The organism is Burkholderia sp. Tr-20355 (genome assembly GCF_017104685.1).
In the GTDB taxonomy this organism is placed as follows: Bacteria; Pseudomonadota; Gammaproteobacteria; order Burkholderiales; family Burkholderiaceae; genus Burkholderia; species Burkholderia seminalis.
On record NZ_JAAGPK010000026.1, the window covers coordinates 1 to 16,209 of the forward strand.

Sequence of the window (16,209 nt, forward strand, 5' to 3'; positions counted from 1 at the left end):
GACGCCGACGCGCTCGCGCTGGCGCTCGATGCGCGCGGCCGCTTCGAGAGCGACGAGGAACGCCAGCGCGTCGAGCGCATGCTGCCGCGTCTGCTGCGCCGCGCCGGCCAGCGCGTCGAACGTGCGGCAGCCGCGGCCGACGTGCCGCGCGAGACGCTCGTGCTCGCGCGTCCCGACGCGTTCGTCAGCGTCGAATTCGCGGTGCGCGATCATCTCGCGCAGCCGGCGGCGCCGGTCCATTACGTCGAAAACACGCTGATCAATTCGCTGTTCGGCCTGCTGTGCTGGGAGCCCGTGTTCGCGGCCGTGCCCGGTGCGTTCTTCCACCCGTTCCAGCGCGGCCCGGCCGACCTGCACGCGCCCGATTTCGCCGTGCGCCGGGCGGACGCATTCGACGCCTGTTTCGCGCAGCTCGATTCGGGCGCGTACCGTGACACGATCCGCCGGCATTTCGCGACGAAGGCAGGGTTGCAGTCGCCGTTCGTATTCTGGGGCGTGCTGACCGACGCGCTGCTCGAAGAGGCGCTCGCGTGCCTGCCACCCGAGCACCTGCGGCTGTGGTTCACGCGCCTGCTCGCGGATATCCGCAGCAACCGCTCGGGGCTGCCCGATCTGGTCCGCTTCTGGCCCGATGAGCGCCGTTACGAGCTGATCGAGGTGAAAGGCCCCGGCGACCGGTTGCAGGACAACCAGACGCGCTGGCTCGCCTACTGCGTCGCGCACGGCATGCCGGTGCGCGTCGTCGACGTGGCATGGGCCGGCGAGGGCGTGGCGCGCGCGGAAACGGCGGGGCTGTCCGCATGAGCTACGTCGTCGCGGTGCGTGCGATGTGCGAGTTCACCGCGCGGCGCGGCGATCTCGACCTGCGCTTCACGCCCGCGCCGACCGCGCTCGAAGGCATCGCCGGCCACGGCGCGGTTACGTCGAAGCGCGGCGCGCGCTACGAAACCGAGATCGCGCTGACGGGCACGTGGGGCACGCTCACCGTGCGCGGCCGCGCGGACGGCTACGATCCCGTGGCGAACCGCATCGAGGAAATCAAGACCTATCGCGGCAGCTTAGACGCGATGCCGGCCAACCACCGCACGCTGCACTGGGCGCAGGCGAAGGTCTATGCGCACCTGATGTGCGACGCGCGCGGCCTGAAGGAAATCGACGTCGCGCTCGTGTATTTCGACATCGTGTCCGAGCGCGAGACCGTGCTGACCGAGACGCTCGATGCCGGCACGCTCGCCACGTTCTTCGCCGAGCAATGTGCATGCTTCGTCGGCTGGGCCGAGCGCGAAACGGCTCATCGCGCCGCACGCGACGCGGCGCTGCGTGCGCTGGCATTTCCGCACGGGCAGTTCCGCAGCGGCCAGCGCGAGCTGGCGGTCTCGGTCTATCGCGCGGCGCGCGACGCGCGCTGCCTGATGGCGCAGGCGCCGACCGGCATCGGCAAGACGCTCGGCACCGTGTTTCCCCTGCTGAAGGCGTGCGGCGAGGGCGAACTCGACCACGTATTCTTCCTGACCGCGAAAACGCCCGGCCGGGCGCTCGCGCTCGAAGCGGCGACGACGCTTGGCGCCGGCACGCGCGCGCTGCCGCTGCGCGTGCTGGAACTCGTCGCGCGCGACAAGGCGTGCGAGCATCCGGACAGCGCGTGCCATGGCGAATCGTGCCCGCTCGCGAAAGGCTTCTACGACCGGCTGCCGGCCGCTCGCGATGCGGCGATCGAGGCCGGGCTGCTCGATCGCGATACCGTGCGCACGGCCGCGCGGGCTCACGACGTCTGTCCGTACTACCTGTCGCAGGAACTCGCGCGCTGGTCGGACATGGTGATCGGCGACTACAACTACTACTACGACGGCAGCGCGATGCTGCATACGCTCGCGCAGCAGAACCAGTGGCGCGTCGGCGTGCTCGTCGACGAAGCGCACAACCTGCTCGACCGCGCGCGCAGGATGTACAGCGCGTCGCTCGATCCGTTCGCGTTCGCGGCCGCCCGCGAAGCTGCGCCGGCGGCGCTGCGCAAGGCGTTCGACCGGCTCGCTCGTGCCTGGGGCACGGTCAATCGCGCGCAGACCGAGCGTTATGCCGCGTATCCGGACGTGCCGGGCCCGATCGTGTCGGCCGTGCAGAACCTCGTCGCGGCGATCGGCGAACACCTGACCGACGCGCCGCGCGCGAACGGCGATGCGCTGCTGCGATTTCATTTCGACGCGATCCAGTTCGGCGTACTCGCCGAAGCGTTCGACAGCGCATCGATCTTCGACGCGACGCTGCATGGCGAACCGATGCCGCGCCAGCCGGCGCTCGATGGCGTCGCCTCGGCGAGCCGGCGCCGCCGCGTCCAGTCGACGCTGTGCGTGCGCAACGTGATTCCGGCCGGCTTTCTGGCCGCGCGCTACGACACCGCACGCGCGACCGTGCTGTTCTCGGGCACGCTGAGCCCGTTCCATTTCTATCGCGACACGCTCGGGCTGCCGAGCGATACCGGCTGGCTCGACGTCGACGGGCCGTTCCGCGCCGAGCAGCTGACGGTGCGCGTCGCGAGTCACGTGTCGACGCGCTGGCGCGATCGCGACCGGTCGCTCGAACCGATCGCCGACCTGATCGCCGCGCAATACGCGACGCGGCCCGGCAACTACCTCGGTTTCCTCAGCAGCTTCGACTACCTCGGGCGCGTGGTCGCGCTGATGCAAACGCGCCATCCCGACGTGCCCGTATGGGCTCAGGCGCCCGGCATGGCCGAAAGCGAGCGCGACGCGTTTCTCGCGCGCTTCGACGCGGGCGGGCGCGGCGTCGGCTTCGCCGTGCTGGGCGGGGCGTTTTCGGAAGGCGTGGACCTGGTCGGCGAACGGCTGATCGGCGCGTTCATCGCGACGCTCGGGCTGCCGCAGGTCAACGACATCAACGAGCAGATGCGGCGCACGATGGAGGCGCGTTTCGGCAACGGCTACGACTACATGTACCTGTATCCGGGCTTGCAGAAGGTCGTGCAGGCGGCCGGGCGCGTGATCCGCACCGAGCACGACGAAGGTGTCGTGCACCTGATCGACGACCGGTATCGCAGGCGCGAAGTACGCGACCTGCTGCCGCGATGGTGGCGGATCGGATGACGGAGCTGGTGGGGCTGCCCGCCGCTACAGCACGTTGAGCATCGCGAGTGCGGCTTCCTGCAGGTGCGGCAGCACGCGCCGCACGGCTGCGTCGGCCGTCTCCGCGCCGATCGGCATGTTCGTGCTCAGTGCGGCGACCACTTCGCCGTGACGGTTCTTCAGCGGCACCGCGATCCCGCGCACGCCGACCTGCAATTGCTGCTCGATCGCCGCGAAACCGGCGTCGCGCGCATGGTCCACCTGTTCGAGCAGCCGCGCCTTGTTGGTGATCGTATGCGGCGTGAACGGCGGCAGCTCGGTTTCGTCGAGCCACGCGCGCACGGCCTCGCGATCGGGGTGATGGGCGAGCAGCACGACCCCCGGCGACGTCAGCGGCGCCGGCACGCGTGCGCCGAGCACGAAGCCGGTCGTCATCACCCGCGACACGCCATTGCGCGCGATGAACACCAGTTCCCAGCCATCGAGCACGCTGACGTACGCCGATTCGTTCAGCGACGCGCTCAGTTGTTGCAGATAGGGCTGGACCGTGCGCGGCAGACGCGCCGAATCGAAGTACGACCAGCCGACCCGCAGCACGCGCGGCGTGAGGCCGTACAGCTTGCCGTCGGTGTACACGTAGCCGAGCGATTCGAGCGTCAGCAAGTAGCGCCGCGCGGCCGTGCGCGTGAGGCCCGTGCGGGCGGCGGCCTGCGTGGGCGTCATGCGTGCGTGCTGGCTGTCGAAGGCTTCGAGGATCATCAGGCCTTTTTCGAGGCCGGCAATCCAGTCGCGTCGGTCGAGCTCGGGCTTTTTCATCGGTGGATGGCGGAACGCGTGTGCGCGGTGAGCGCGCAGAATTGGGCGATTATCGCGCAGATCGACCGGGCTGGCGAAGCCGCGCTAGAATCGCCGCTCCGACTGGAACAGAACAATGAAAATCCGAGAATCCGCCCTGGCCGCGCTCGTCGCGGCCGTGCCGCTGCTTGCCGCGGCGAATCCCGCGACTGGCGACGCAACCCTCTCCAAACCGGCCGTCGACATCCGTGCGTGGCCCCGCATGGCGTCGCCGGCATTCGGCTGCTACGTCGAAACGACGTTCGGTTACCGCGACAAACGCTTCAATTGCGCGCTCAAGAAGTACCGGAACGCGGGCGACGCATGCAAGAACACGAAGGCGTACTACGAAGGCCCGGCGTTCCCCGACCGGCTTGCGGCCAGCGTGCATCCGCTCGCGACGAAGGTCGACCTGGACTGGGAGCATGGCAACCTGCAAATGGTCACGGTCACGCTGAAGGGAACGTGGAACGAAGCGGAGGTGCGCAAGGCATTCGGGCTGCCGCGTGCGGAGGGAAGCAAGCTGACCGAGGCGGAACTGCGGTCGCAGCCGGGCAATGTGATGGATACGAGCGTCCAGTATCCGTCGGCCGCGCTCGATGAACGCCTCGCGAAGCGGCCGAGCGACCCTGCACGCGGCACGACGGCCGTGATGCTCAATGGATTCGACCACATGGGCGCCGGCGACGCCGATTGCAGTGGCGGCGAATAACGCGGGAAGGGGGCCTGGCAGAGGCCGGCGGCCGGTCAAAGCCGCCACGTGAACGCGGCGCCCGAATCGTGCGCGCCGCGTGCTTCAGCGCGTTACTCGCTGCTCGTCCACTCGACGTTCGCGCCGACCGACCGCAGGTTCTCGACGAAATGCGGATGCGCGCGGCGAATCGGCAGCGCGTTCATGATTTCCGAGCGGCCTTCGATGCTCGCGGCGACCATCAGCAGCGCGATCGCGACGCGGATGATGTATGGGCTCTCGACGCGTGCCGGCGTCAGTTGCAGCCCGCCGAACGTGATCAGCCGGTGCGGATCGGACAGCAGCACGTGCGCGCCGAACTTCGACAGCTCGCCGGACCAGCCGAGCGCGCCGTCGTAGACCTTGTTCCAGAACATCGCGCTGCCTTCCGCCCGCACGCCGAGTGCGATGAAGATCGGCAGCAGGTCGACCGGCAGGTACGGCCACGGCGCGGCTTCGACCTTGGTCAGGATGTTCTGCGTGAACGGCCGGCGCACGCGCAGCGGGCCGTCGCGTTCCGCGCGCGACCAGCCGTCGCGGTGCGTGACGTTGACGCCGAACTTCGCGAACGTGCGATCGATCAGCGGGAAATGCTCGGGCGACGAGTTGCGCACCGTGATGTCGCCGCCGGTGATCGCGCCGAGCGCGAGGAACGTCGCGATCTCGTGGAAATCCTCGGCGAAGCGGAACTCGCCGCCGCCGAGCTTGCCGCCGCCCGTCACGCACAGTCGCGACGTGCCGATGCCCTCGATCGTGACGCCGATCATCGCGAGGAACTGGCAGAACTCCTGCACGTGCGGCTCGGACGCCGCGTTCATCAGCGTCGACGTGCCGCTCGCGGCCGTCGCGCACAGCGCGAAGTTCTCGGTGGTCGTCACCGACGCGTAGTCGAACCAGTGATCGTTGGCCGTCAGCGGGCCGTCGGTGCGAACGATCAGCGAATCGGGCGTGCGCTCGATGTGCGCGCCGAAGCGCTCGAATACCTCGACGTGCGGGTCGATCTCGCGCACGCCGAGCGTGCAGCCCTTCACGTCGTTCTCGAGGCGCGCGACGCCGAAGCGCGCGAGCAGCGGCGGAATCAGCATGATCGACGAGCGCATCGCCTCGGGCAGCCGGTGGACGGCCGGATCGAACCTGGTGTTGCGATGGTGGAGTTCGAGCAGGCCGGTCGTGAAGTCGACCGACACGTCGCTGCCGAGCGTGCGGAAGATGTCGAGGATCTTGCGCACGTCGGTGATGTCCGGCACGCCGACGAGGCGCAACGGCTGATCGGTCAACAGGGTGGCGCACAGAATCGGCAGGACGGCGTTCTTGTTCGCGGACGGCTTGATGTCCCCGCGCAGCGGAGTGCCGCCGTGGACGATGAGATTCGACATGATATGGGGGCGTATCGGTGACTGACGTAGGCCCATATGATGCCATTGGTCGGCCGGTGGCGTGGAATGTTCAGAAGGGAAAAGGGGGAATCGGGCGCGCGATTGACGGTGTTTGACGTTGGCCCGCGATACGGCGGTCGATTGCCCGCCGACGCACGAAAAATGGCCGGCAGCGAGTCGGGCCGGCCACGCACTCATTCCATCACCCCGCCGCGCGCATTCGCGCGGCGACCACCAGCGAGATCAGGCAGCCCACCGCGAGATAGCCTGCGACCAGGTGCCACGAACCGCCGGCCAGGCTGACGAGGCCGACCGCGATGAACGGCGTGAACCCGCCGCCGACGACGCTCGCGAACTGGTAGCCGACACCCGCGCCGCTGTAGCGGTACTCGGCGCCGAACAGCTCGGTGAACAGCGGCTGCTGGACGCTTACGACCATGTCGTGCGCGGCGTTCGCCAACAGGATCGAGAAGATCACGATCCAGGCGATCGACCGCGCCTCCAGTGCGACGAAGAACGGCACCGCGGACGCGAGCCCGATCAGCGCGCCGATCAGGTAGATCCGGCGCAGGCCGTAACGGTCCGCCAGCCACGCGAAGCACGGGATCGTCACGCAGCTCACCGCGCCGACCAGCAGGCCGATGTTCAGGAACAGGTCGCGCGACATGCCGAGGTTCGTCGTCGAATAGCTGAGCGCGAACGCGGTGACGATATACATCGTGAACAGTTCGGCGAGCCGCAGCGCGATGATCAGCAGGAACGCCTTCGGATGGCGCGTCAGTGCTTCCAGCACCGGCAGGCGAAGCTTGCGATTGCCGTGCTCGACCTTCTCGACGAACTCCTGCGACTCGTCCATGTTCTTGCGGACCCACAGCCCGATCAGCACCAGCACGATGCTGAACACGAACGGCAGGCGCCAGCCCCACGACTTGAACGCGGCCTCGCCGAGCGTATGACTCAGGATCGACACGATGCCCGTTGCCAGCACGAGGCCGACACCGTAGCCGACCTGCACGCCGCTGCTGTAGAACGCCTTCTTTTGCTTGGGCGCGCTCTCGACGGCCATCAGCGCCGCGCCACCCCATTCGCCGCCGACCGCGAAACCCTGGATCGCGCGCATCAGCACCAGCAGCACGGGCGCCCACCAGCCGATCGTCGCGAATGTCGGCAGCAGGCCGATCGCGACCGTCGACAGCCCCATCAGCATCACGGTCAGCACCAGCATCCGCTTGCGCCCGAGCCGGTCGCCGTAGTGACCGAACACGACGCCGCCGAGCGGCCGGAACAGGAAGCCGACGCCGAACGTCGCAAACGCCGCGAGCGTGCCCATCGTCGGACTGACTTTCGGGAAGAACTCGGAATTGAATACCAGCGCGGCGACGATCCCGTACAGCAGGAAGTCGTACCAGTCGACGACGGCGCCGACGAAGCTGCCGATCGCGGCCTTGCGGGCCTGGTTGCGAGCTCGGGCGCCGGCCGCGGCGTCGAGGGTGTCGAAGGTTGGGGTCATGGCGGTGTCTCCTGGCACGGCGCATCGTGGAATCGTGGCGGCGCCGCGTTCGATGCTGCATTCAAGTCGATGGGTGAACGGAGAATAGGGTGCGCGCCGCATGGCGGCAATTGGCCAAACGGACGAAATGCGCGATTATCGTTCAAATTCGTGCGATTATCGAACGCTTTTCGGGTTTGCACTAGGCGTCGTGACGATATCCCGTTCGGCCAGGGTGTGCCGTCGTGAACGATCTGGTTAAAATCTGCAGCATCGACAATTCGCCCGTTCGGCGCGGATGCGTGGCCCACCATCAGCCGCGCACGCCGCACGCGACGGGCGCCATCCCCATCGACCGCATGCCCCCGGAGACTGGAATGCCCGGCAATTCCCACCCCCTGCCCAGCGATACGCCGCCCGTTGCCGATCCGGCCGCCAATCCGCTCGGAATGGCCGGCCTCGAATTCGTCGAATTCGCTGCGCCCGTGCCGGAGGCGCTCGCGCAGCGCTTCGAGCAGCTCGGGTTCAAGGCGATTGCACGCCACGTCAGCAAGAACGTCACGCTGTACCGGCAGGGGCAGATGCACTTCCTGATCAATGCCGAGCCCGATTCGTTCGCCGCGCGCTATGCGGAGGAATACGGGATGGGCGTCTGCGCGATCGGGTTGCGGGTGGCGAGCGCCCGGCGCGCGTTCGAACGCGCGATCGAGCTCGGCGCGTGGGCGTTCGAGGGTGAAAAGGTCGGCGTGGGCGAGCTGAAGATCCCGGCGATCCAGGGCATCGGCGATTCGCACCTGTATTTCGTCGACCGCTGGCGCGGGCGGGGCGGCCAGCGCGGCGGCGTCGGCGACATCTCGATCTTCGACATCGATTTCCGGCCGATCGACATCGCCACCGCGCACACCGATCTCGACTGCGTCGGCGTCGGCCTGCAGCAGGTCGACCACTTCACGCAAACCGTCGGCGCCGGGCGCATGCGGGAGTGGCTGGATTTCTACCATGACCTGCTGCATTTTCGCGAGATCCACGAAATCGATGCCCACTGGCATGTGTCCGAGGAATCGCGTGTGATGGTGTCGCCGTGCGGCGCGGTGCGGATTCCGGTCTACGAGGAAGGCACGCGGCGCACCGAGCTGATGCACGCGTATCTGCCCGATCATCCGGGTGAGGGCGTGCAGCACGTCGCGCTGGCCACCGACGACATCCTGTCGTGCGTCGATGCGCTGCGTGCGAACGGCGTCGAATTCATCGAGCCGCCCGCGCGCTATTACGACGACGTCGATGCGCGGCTGCCGGGGCACGGCGTCGATCTCGATGCGCTGCGCCGCCGTGCGGTGCTGGTCGACGGCGAGATCGGCAGCGACGGCGTGCCGAAGCTGTTCTTCCAGACCTTCGTGAAGCGCCGGCCCGGCGAGATCTTCTTCGAGATCGTGCAGCGCCAGGGGCACCACGGGTTCGGCGAAGGAAACCTCGCGGCGCTCGCCCGCGCGCGCGCCGCCGGCTGAGCGGTCAGGCGCCGGAGCACACGGCGCGCACGTACCCGCGCGCGATCTTTTCGAAGACGGGTGTCACGCGGCAGGCAACGCTCATGCGGATTCCGCTCGGAAGTGCGGTGCCGCTCGGGGAAGTGGCCGGGCTATCGGCATCGGGCGAGGGGTCGTGAATTGCGCGGTGGCGACGGCCTTCTGCAAAAGAGGCTCGCACCGTGCGAGCCTCTTCTTCATTCCGTGCCGCCGAGGGCATGTATCGGACGTTCACCCCGCCGCGTTCACGATCCGCGCGTCGATCGATTCGCCCACCCGACGAGCGCCGGCCATTGCGAGCAGCCGCGCCGGACGAATCCGACGCCCGTGCGGATCACGAGCGCGCCGATCGCGAGCGCGGCCACGTCGTCAAGGCGGGCGAAGCCGACCAGCGCCGCGCTCATCGCGAGCGCCGCCAGCAACGACGACAGCGCATCGGTACGCACATGCCAGCCGGTTGCCTCGAGCAGCGCGGAACCGGTCTCGCGCGCCTTGCGCAGCATCCAGTGCGACAACGCGGCCTTGCCGACGAGCGTGACGGCAACGAGCGCGAGCGTCGCCGCACCCGGCTGCACGACGGGTGGCGCATCGAACCGGTTCATCGCCTGCCAGATCATCTGCGCGCCGGTCGCGACGAGCAGCGCGCCGAGGCCCGCGAGCGCGAGCGGTTCGTAGGTCGGACGCCGCTCCGGCGGCAGGCGTGCGTCGAGCCGGCATGCGACGAGGATCAGCGCATCGGCCGCGAGGTCGATCGCGGCATGCGCGACATCCGCGAGCAGCCCCGACGAATGCGCGGACCACGCCGCGGCCGTCTCGGCGGCGAGCAGCATCAGGTTGATCGCGAGGCTGACGGCGAGGGCGCACGACGTGGCCGCATAAAGATGGGGCGTGGCGCGAGACGTGCGCTGCATGGCGGATTCGTCTGTCGATAGCGTGGGTCAGCCCCGAACGCTACCGGTCGACGGTGGCAGATCCATGACAGTCGACTCGGCGTGACCGTCTGCGCGACCCGGGCATCGGCCGGGCTCCGCGATATTCGGTTTTTCAGTTGACACCGCAAGGCAGGGGCGGCCGGCTTTCCAGCGCAGCTGTAGCAGCGTGTTTGCCATGCAGCCTGGGGCAAGGCGAAAGCGAGGCAGTCGATCATGTGCCGCGATATCGAACAGGAGAGCGACGCCCATTGAATTCAACATTATAGAAATAATGTCAAATTAATCCCCATGATTGATTGGATATTTAACGGTTTACGTTATATTATTTACAAAATTCCCGACGAACACCGCCATGTCCGACCTCGCTGCCGACGAACCACGCTTGACCGCCGAAATCGAGCGCCTCAAGGCCGACTTCCCGAAAACCCGCGAGCTCTACCGCGAAGCCTGCGCGCTGCTGTTCTTCCGCTTCGGCATCACGCCTACGGCAAACCGCCTGTATCAGCTCGTCCGCAAGGGCAGCATGAGCACGCCGACGGCCGTCCTCGGCGAGTTCTGGGCCGAGCTGCGGGAGAAGAGCCGCGTGCGCATCGAGCATCCCGATTTGCCGGCCGATCTGCAGGCGGCAGCCGGCGAGCTGGTCGCCGCACTATGGAGCCGGTCGAGCACCGATGCCGCTGCCGCGCTCGATGCGCTGCGCGCGGAAGTCGAAGCAGAGCGCGCCGCGGCGAAAGCGGAGGTCACGACGCGGCAGGCCGAGCTGGCCCGCACCGAAACCGCGCTGGAGCAACGCACGGCTGCGTTGCTGGCTGCGCAGGTACGCATTCAGGAACTGGAGCAGGCGAGGGCGGCCGACGAAGCCTCGCGGCAAGCGCTGCAAGCGGATATCGAACGCCTGAAGGCCGACAACACGGAAGCCGACCGCGCACTCGCGCAGGCACGTGCGGATTTCACGACCCAGCTCGACCGGTTGCGCGACGACGCGGGCCGCGCCGAGGAACGCCTGCGCGCGTCGGAAAAACGGGCGCTTCAGGAGATCGATCGCGAGCGGCTCGCGGCCGCGCGATTGCAAAAGGAACTCGACGCGACCGCATCGCGCATGGAACAACGCGATGCGCGGCACCGAAAGGACATCGCCGACCTGCAGACGCAACTCGGCGACGCGCTGCATCGTTGCGGCGTGCTTCAGGGGCAACTCGACGGCGCGCAGGCGACCGATGCGGCACGCGTCAAGGAACTGGATACGTTGCGGCGCGAGATGGCGGTACTCGCCCGCCGGGCGCCGCTGCGCGGCGTCAAGACGGCACCTGCCGCGCAGCGGGAAGAGCGGAAGGCCCGCACGAGAAAGCGCACCGGCGAAGCGGCGGGTTGACCGCCTACCCGCGAGCATGTGCCGACCGATGTCGACGCACGCCTCGAGCGCCGACCGGCAGCCGCCCCGACGCAACGCAACGCAACGCATTCGAACGCGAAACGGCTCGCTCCGACTCCGCTCAACTCGTCACATACCGAGACAGCAACGGCGGCGCATCGGCCGGAATCGTCACGAGCGACGTATTCAGCCAGCCCTGCGGCGTACCGTTCGACTGCGCATAGGCGCCGACGTACGGCATCATCCGCGTCGTCTGGTAGACCTGCGGCGTCCAGCCGGCCGGCGCGAGGAAGATCGACGTCGCGCGCTTCTCGCTGTACGCGGACGCGCCGTACGTCGAGATGTTCCACAGCGTCTGCTGATACGTCGCGTAGTCGGCGTTGTGACGTGAGCCGCCGGCCTGCCATCCTTCGAGCTGGATGAACGTGTTGTACGTACCGGCACCCGCGAGCAGGTTGTTCACGGTGCGCCCGTACAGGAACGACAGGATCAGCCCGCAGTTCACCGGCGCGAAATCGTTGCCGACGCTCAGGTAGTAACGGCCCGTCGTGTTCACGACCGACGCATAGTGCGAATTGCCGATATCCGTCGACGTCGTCAGCCCGCTCGCGCCCATGAAGCTGTCGAACGCCTGCATCGTGACGCCCGCCGGCAGATCGCTCGTCGCACTGATCGCGACGAGGTGCGAACCGGCCGCCAGCAGTGTTAGGAACGCGGACAACGTCGCCGCGACCCAGTTGCCCTGCGCGTCGACGAACGGAAACGCGCGATAGCCCGTCAGCGAGAAAACCGCCGGATCCGTGCCGGCCTGCCACGCGATCTGCGGCACCCACATCGTCAGCGGGCCGGCGTTCGACGCGCTCGACACGTACTGCTTCAGCGCATCGACGAGCTGCGCATCGGCGCCGGGCAGCACGGTGTACGACACGCCTTTCTGCCAGCGCTGCACCCATTGCGCGACGAAGCCCGCGAGCTGGCCGCCGGTGAAGTCGGCAGGCGGCACATAGCCGAGCGGCCCGGTGCCCGGGTACGCAGACTGGATGGCCGCGGCTGTGCGCACGCCGCTGCCGAACATGCTGTTCGCGAAATCCTGGCAGTTGTTGGACGGCGGCGTCGCGAGTTGCGCGAGCGGGACGACCCATGCGCCGTTCGCGGTCGCGACGCCCCGATACAAGGTGAGATTCGCGACCGAGTCGTGGCCGGGAAACGTCGCGGCGTCGGCGCCCGACACGTAGCCGGCCGACGGCGTGACGCCGACGGTGGTCGGCTGCGAGCCGAACGGATGCGTGTAGGCAATCGCGAACGACGCGTCGCCGCCGGCGAGGCTGAACGACCCCGTGCAATCGCCCCAGCTGTTCGATGCGCGGACGGCCGTCGATTGCCCGGTTGCGACCAACGCTTGCGATGCCTGCGGCGTCGAGCCGCTCTGGCTTGCCGCATTGCCGAACGCGAGCGACGTCGACGGGATCGCATTGGTGACGTTGATCGTGATCGAGCGGTCGGCGATGCCGTAGCTGCGCGCGGCCGGATTCGCGCCGCCGGTCGCGGCCAACGACGACGCGGATGTCGTGTTGCCGTCGCCGCCGCAAGCGGCCAGCGTGCCGACGAGCGGCGACAGGGTCAGCGCGGCGCCGCGCTGGATGAAGCGCCGGCGGGTCGGCGCGGGCGGGCGAGCGGGTTTCGAGGCGGTCATGGGGCGTTCCTGGTCACGGGTTCGAGAGGAGGCAACGACGGTCCGGCGCATTGCACACGTGTGCAATGCCGGCTGCTGTTGGGCCACCGCCGGCACTTGCGCCGCGCGTATTTAAGCGGGAGATCGATGAAACGCCTGCGACGAAACCGAGTCGCCCGTGTGACGCCGCGCACGCCGTGGCGGGGGGAACGCCGCCGGGCATTGGGCGCGCGCCGGGGATCGGGTAAAGTGCCGCTCAACATGCCGGTTCGACGTCGCTAGACGACCGGTCTAATCGTTGCTACCATACGCCATCATGAATGCATCTTCAGGCGCGGAAGTTCGCCAGCACATCCTGAATATCGCGAAGCCGATCATGCTCCACAAGGGGTTTTCGGCGGTCGGTCTGAACGAGATTCTCGCTGCGGCGGGCATCCCGAAGGGCTCGTTCTACCATTACTTCGGCTCGAAAGAGGCATTCGGCGAAGCGCTGCTCGAATCGTATTTCGAAGGCTATCTCGCGCATCTCGACAACCTGCTCAAGCAGCAGGCCGGCACCGGCGCCGAGCGCCTGATGACGTACTGGGGCAACTGGCTGCACACGCAGTGCGCGGACGATCCGGAAGGCAAGTGCCTTGCGGTGAAACTCGGCGCGGAAGTGTCGGACCTGTCGGAGGCGATGCGTGCGGTGCTGCGACGCGGCACGAGCCAGATCATCGAACGGCTCGCGAGCGGCATCGAGGCCGGGCTGGCCGACGGCTCGCTGCGCGCGGTCGACGATCCGGCGTACACGGCCGCGATCCTGTACGAGCTGTGGCTGGGCGCGACGCTGCTGGAAAAGATTCACCGCAACCGCCAGCCGCTCGAAAGAGCGATGGTCGAAACGCGGCGCATGCTGAACCTGCCGCCGGCCGCGCAGGGCGGTGCGCCGTCGTAAGCCGGGCGCGCTTCCGCGCGCCTTGTTTTTGCCCTGATTCTAGACGACTGGTCTACTCAAATCCGCATGACGAATGCTTCACGCCGCGTTACGCTGTCCCGATTGTCCCAACCGCCCGTGTGCGCCCACGCCGGCGTGAACGCCGGCGCGCATCTTCTGCTGATCCACCCCTGATCCGATCGTGCTCACGAAGCATCTTCATTCCTGTCGACGGAGGCCCACATGCCGCAAAGCAAGACCACAAACCGCCAGATCATCCTGAATTCGCGCCCGGTCGGCGCCCCGACACCGGACAACTTCCGCGCCGAAACCGGCGACGTGCCGACGCCGGGCGCCGGCCAGGTGCTGCTGCGCACGATCTGGTTGTCGCTCGATCCGTACATGCGCGGCCGGATGAACGACACGCCGTCCTACGCGCCGCCTGCCGAGCTCGGCCAGCCGATGGTCGGCGGCACGGTCAGCCAAGTCGTAACGTCGAACCTGCCTGCCTTCCGCGAAGGCGATCTCGTCGTCGCCGGAGCCGGCTGGCAGGACTACGCGCTGTCGGACGGACGCGACCTGATCCCGCTCGGCCGCGATTTCGCGCATCCGTCGTTTGCCCTCGGCGTGCTCGGCATGCCGGGCTTCACCGCGTACACGGGGTTGCTGAAGATCGGCGAGCCGAAAGCCGGCGAGACGGTGGTCGTCGCGGCAGCGAGCGGCGCGGTCGGCGCAGTGGTCGGCCAGATCGCGAAGCTGAAGGGCTGCCGCGTGGTCGGCGTCGCGGGCGGCGCCGACAAGTGCGCGTACGTGACCGGCACACTCGGCTTCGACGCATGCGTCGACCATCGCGATCCGGCGTTCGCCGCGAGGCTGAAGGACGCGTGCCCGAACGGCATCGACGTCTATTTCGAGAACGTGGGCGGCGCGGTGTTCGACGCGGTCTGGCCGCTGCTGAACGACCATGCGCGCGTGCCCGTCTGCGGGATCATTGCGCATTACAACGACACGGCATACGACGACAAGGCCGTGTCGACCGGCCGCGATCGCGTGCCGGCGCTGATGGGCACGATCCTGCGCAAGCGCATCCGGATGCAGGGTTTCATCATCCTCGATCACTATGCGACCGGCTATGCGCCATTCCTGAAGGACATGAGCGAGTGGGTCGCGCAGGGCAAGGTGAAGACGCGCGAGGACGTCGTTCCCGAGCTTGCCGACGCACCGGAAGCCCTGATCGGCTTGCTTGCCGGCAAGAATTTCGGCAAGGTCGTCGTGCGCGTCGGCCCGGACGAACTGGCTTGATCTCGCGGTACGACCACCCGCATGCGTTGCACGCTGGCGTCGCGCGCCGCCAGCTTGTGGCATGCTCGATTCCGTTTCCAAAGGAGTGACGACATGGCGCTTCACGTAATCGCTTCGCTGTTCGTGAAACCCGAACATGCGCAGGCCGCCGAGGCCGAACTGCGCAGCATGGTCGCGAAGACGCGTACCGAACCGGGCAACCGGCGCTACGACCTGTTCCGCGAACAGGACGGCTCGCCGAACCTGCACCTGTACGAGATCTACGACGACCAGGCCGCGTTCGACGCGCACCTCGCGAGCCCGTATTTCGGCGAATTCCGTGTGAAGTCGGCCGACTGGTTCACGGCGCCGCCGGTCATCAAGGTGCTGTCGGGCATCGACGTGGCCGAGTAACGATGCAGTACCCCCACGCGGCTCGCCCCCATCAGGGCCGCGCGGCATCCGTTGCGCACCACGCAGCGGACATGAAGAAAACACGGCGCAACGTCGTTCGCGCCGCTTCCCCAATACACCGGCCCGGAGGCTGAATGGTCACCCTCAACATCAACGGCGAAACCCGCACGGTCGACGCCCCCGACGACATGCCCTTGCTCTGGGTACTGCGCGACGTCGTCGGTCTGACCGGCACCAAGTTCGGCTGCGGAATCGCGCAATGCGGCGCGTGCACCGTGCATCTCGACGGCGTCGCCGCGCGTTCGTGCGTCCTGCCGGTCGCGGCCGTCGCGGGCCGCAAGATCACGACGATCGAAGCCGTCGGCGCGACGCCGGCCGGCCACAAGGTCCAGCAGGCATGGCGCGAGCTCGACGTCGTCCAGTGCGGCTACTGCCAGTCGGGGCAGGTGATGGCGGCCACCGCGCTGATCGCGTCGAACCCCAACCCGAGCGACGCCGACATCGACGCGGCGATGGCCGGCAATATCTGCCGCTGCGGCACGTACAACCGGATTCGCGCGGCCGTGAAGCAAGCCGCGAAGGAGGCCTGA

Annotated in this window: 14 protein-coding genes; 9 read left to right on the forward strand and 5 right to left on the reverse strand. The window is 67.9% G+C overall.

Annotated elements, in window-relative coordinates; all coding sequences use genetic code 11:
- Positions 1-804: VRR-NUC domain-containing protein (locus G3N62_RS09430; protein WP_206141227.1), on the forward strand; the 804-nt coding region annotated here is incomplete at its 5' end.
- On the forward strand, positions 801-3,101 hold the full coding sequence (locus tag G3N62_RS09435; RefSeq protein WP_034191397.1) for an ATP-dependent DNA helicase: 2,301 nt from the start codon (positions 801-803) through the stop codon (positions 3,099-3,101). The genes G3N62_RS09430 and G3N62_RS09435, both read left to right, overlap by 4 nt.
- Positions 3,102-3,125: 24 nt before the next feature.
- Here G3N62_RS09435 and G3N62_RS09440 read toward each other — a convergent pair whose 3' ends face one another.
- Positions 3,126-3,896: an IclR family transcriptional regulator C-terminal domain-containing protein gene (locus G3N62_RS09440; RefSeq protein WP_034191396.1), complete on the reverse strand. Its 771-nt coding sequence runs from the start codon at positions 3,894-3,896 to the stop codon at positions 3,126-3,128.
- Between the two features lie 115 nt (positions 3,897-4,011).
- Here G3N62_RS09440 and G3N62_RS09445 point away from each other — a divergent pair, with 115 nt between their 5' ends.
- A complete protein-coding gene (locus tag G3N62_RS09445) occupies positions 4,012-4,626 on the forward strand; it encodes a hypothetical protein (RefSeq protein ID WP_124669330.1) in 615 nt (204 codons plus the stop codon).
- 92 nt (positions 4,627-4,718) lie between these two features.
- On the opposite strand, the gene G3N62_RS09450 is transcribed toward G3N62_RS09445, so the two are convergent.
- Both G3N62_RS09450 and shiA read right to left on the reverse strand, forming a co-directional pair.
- Complete coding sequence (locus G3N62_RS09450; protein WP_124608344.1) at positions 4,719-6,020, reverse strand: UDP-N-acetylglucosamine 1-carboxyvinyltransferase; 1,302 nt, start codon at positions 6,018-6,020, stop codon at positions 4,719-4,721.
- A 202-nt stretch (positions 6,021-6,222) separates the two neighbouring features.
- Positions 6,223-7,530, reverse strand: a complete 1,308-nt coding sequence (gene shiA, locus G3N62_RS09455) for a shikimate transporter (RefSeq protein WP_049028589.1) — start codon at positions 7,528-7,530, stop codon at positions 6,223-6,225.
- Between the two features lie 356 nt (positions 7,531-7,886).
- Between shiA and G3N62_RS09460 the strand changes: the two genes are divergently transcribed.
- Entirely contained in the window at positions 7,887-9,014 is a 1,128-nt protein-coding gene (locus G3N62_RS09460) for a VOC family protein (protein ID WP_034191392.1), read from the forward strand.
- A 263-nt stretch (positions 9,015-9,277) separates the two neighbouring features.
- On the opposite strand, the gene G3N62_RS09465 is transcribed toward G3N62_RS09460, so the two are convergent.
- Positions 9,278-9,943, reverse strand: coding sequence for a cation diffusion facilitator family transporter (locus G3N62_RS09465; RefSeq protein WP_124669329.1), 666 nt, complete (start codon positions 9,941-9,943; stop codon positions 9,278-9,280).
- A gap of 373 nt (positions 9,944-10,316) precedes the next feature.
- Between G3N62_RS09465 and G3N62_RS09470 the strand changes: the two genes are divergently transcribed.
- Entirely contained in the window at positions 10,317-11,336 is a 1,020-nt protein-coding gene (locus G3N62_RS09470) for a DNA-binding protein (protein WP_124669417.1), read from the forward strand.
- Positions 11,337-11,457: 121 nt separating this feature from the next.
- On the opposite strand, the gene G3N62_RS09475 is transcribed toward G3N62_RS09470, so the two are convergent.
- Positions 11,458-13,029: a hypothetical protein gene (locus tag G3N62_RS09475; protein ID WP_124669328.1), complete on the reverse strand. Its 1,572-nt coding sequence runs from the start codon at positions 13,027-13,029 to the stop codon at positions 11,458-11,460.
- 295 nt (positions 13,030-13,324) lie between these two features.
- Here G3N62_RS09475 and G3N62_RS09480 point away from each other — a divergent pair, with 295 nt between their 5' ends.
- The 4 genes from G3N62_RS09480 to G3N62_RS09495 all read left to right on the forward strand — a co-directional run bounded on the left by G3N62_RS09480 (position 13,325) and on the right by G3N62_RS09495 (position 16,209).
- Positions 13,325-13,945, forward strand: a complete 621-nt coding sequence (locus G3N62_RS09480; RefSeq protein WP_124669327.1) for a TetR/AcrR family transcriptional regulator — start codon at positions 13,325-13,327, stop codon at positions 13,943-13,945.
- Between the two features lie 222 nt (positions 13,946-14,167).
- Positions 14,168-15,226, forward strand: a complete 1,059-nt coding sequence (locus G3N62_RS09485; RefSeq protein ID WP_124669326.1) for an NADP-dependent oxidoreductase — start codon at positions 14,168-14,170, stop codon at positions 15,224-15,226.
- 93 nt (positions 15,227-15,319) lie between these two features.
- Positions 15,320-15,619: a putative quinol monooxygenase gene (locus tag G3N62_RS09490; RefSeq protein ID WP_034191386.1), complete on the forward strand. Its 300-nt coding sequence runs from the start codon at positions 15,320-15,322 to the stop codon at positions 15,617-15,619.
- 134 nt (positions 15,620-15,753) lie between these two features.
- Entirely contained in the window at positions 15,754-16,209 is a 456-nt protein-coding gene (locus tag G3N62_RS09495; RefSeq protein WP_021162722.1) for a (2Fe-2S)-binding protein, read from the forward strand.

Excerpts from the sequence above, each read along its gene's own strand:
- G3N62_RS09435 (WP_034191397.1), top strand. The coding sequence starts at position 801 with ATGAGCTACGTCGTCGCGGTGCGTGCGATGTGCGAGTTCACCGCGCGG.
- G3N62_RS09440 (WP_034191396.1), bottom strand. The coding sequence starts at position 3,896 with ATGAAAAAGCCCGAGCTCGACCGACGCGACTGGATTGCCGGCCTCGAA.
- G3N62_RS09445 (WP_124669330.1), top strand. The coding sequence starts at position 4,012 with ATGAAAATCCGAGAATCCGCCCTGGCCGCGCTCGTCGCGGCCGTGCCG.
- G3N62_RS09450 (WP_124608344.1), bottom strand. The coding sequence starts at position 6,020 with ATGTCGAATCTCATCGTCCACGGCGGCACTCCGCTGCGCGGGGACATC.
- shiA (WP_049028589.1), bottom strand. The coding sequence starts at position 7,530 with ATGACCCCAACCTTCGACACCCTCGACGCCGCGGCCGGCGCCCGAGCT.
- G3N62_RS09460 (WP_034191392.1), top strand. The coding sequence starts at position 7,887 with ATGCCCGGCAATTCCCACCCCCTGCCCAGCGATACGCCGCCCGTTGCC.
- G3N62_RS09465 (WP_124669329.1), bottom strand. The coding sequence starts at position 9,943 with ATGCAGCGCACGTCTCGCGCCACGCCCCATCTTTATGCGGCCACGTCG.
- G3N62_RS09470 (WP_124669417.1), top strand. The coding sequence starts at position 10,317 with ATGTCCGACCTCGCTGCCGACGAACCACGCTTGACCGCCGAAATCGAG.
- G3N62_RS09475 (WP_124669328.1), bottom strand. The coding sequence starts at position 13,029 with ATGACCGCCTCGAAACCCGCTCGCCCGCCCGCGCCGACCCGCCGGCGC.
- G3N62_RS09480 (WP_124669327.1), top strand. The coding sequence starts at position 13,325 with ATGAATGCATCTTCAGGCGCGGAAGTTCGCCAGCACATCCTGAATATC.
- G3N62_RS09485 (WP_124669326.1), top strand. The coding sequence starts at position 14,168 with ATGCCGCAAAGCAAGACCACAAACCGCCAGATCATCCTGAATTCGCGC.
- G3N62_RS09490 (WP_034191386.1), top strand. The coding sequence starts at position 15,320 with ATGGCGCTTCACGTAATCGCTTCGCTGTTCGTGAAACCCGAACATGCG.
- G3N62_RS09495 (WP_021162722.1), top strand. The coding sequence starts at position 15,754 with ATGGTCACCCTCAACATCAACGGCGAAACCCGCACGGTCGACGCCCCC.